The sequence below is a fragment of the Pseudoalteromonas sp. SR44-8 genome, from assembly GCF_014163635.1.
GTDB classification, from domain to species: domain Bacteria; phylum Pseudomonadota; class Gammaproteobacteria; order Enterobacterales; family Alteromonadaceae; genus Pseudoalteromonas; species Pseudoalteromonas rhizosphaerae.
On the sequence record NZ_JACJDS010000113.1, the window covers coordinates 1 to 278 of the forward strand.

General features: G+C 53.6%; 1 protein-coding gene. It reads right to left on the minus strand.

The features are described 5' to 3' along the window. A partial coding sequence (locus H5183_RS21550; protein ID WP_182732695.1) for an Ig-like domain-containing protein occupies positions 1-278 on the minus strand: 278 nt, incomplete at both ends.

Sequence of the window (278 nt, forward strand, 5' to 3'; positions counted from 1 at the left end):
CCATCAACCTCAATCGGGGTGGCAATCGTCAAGGCATTCGGTGCTGCGTTATCTAAAATCACTGAGGTGCTGGTTGCACTGGAGGTGTTACCCGCCGCATCACTTTGTGTGGCGCTGACGGTGAGCGTGCCATTATTAAAGCTGCTGACATCAAACTCACTACCACTGATAGTCCATGTACCTGCGCCATCAGCCGTCACGGTCCGCGATTGGTTATTCGAACCATCGCTGATAGTCACACTGACACTGGCATTGGCTTCTGCGCCAGAGCCGGTGAT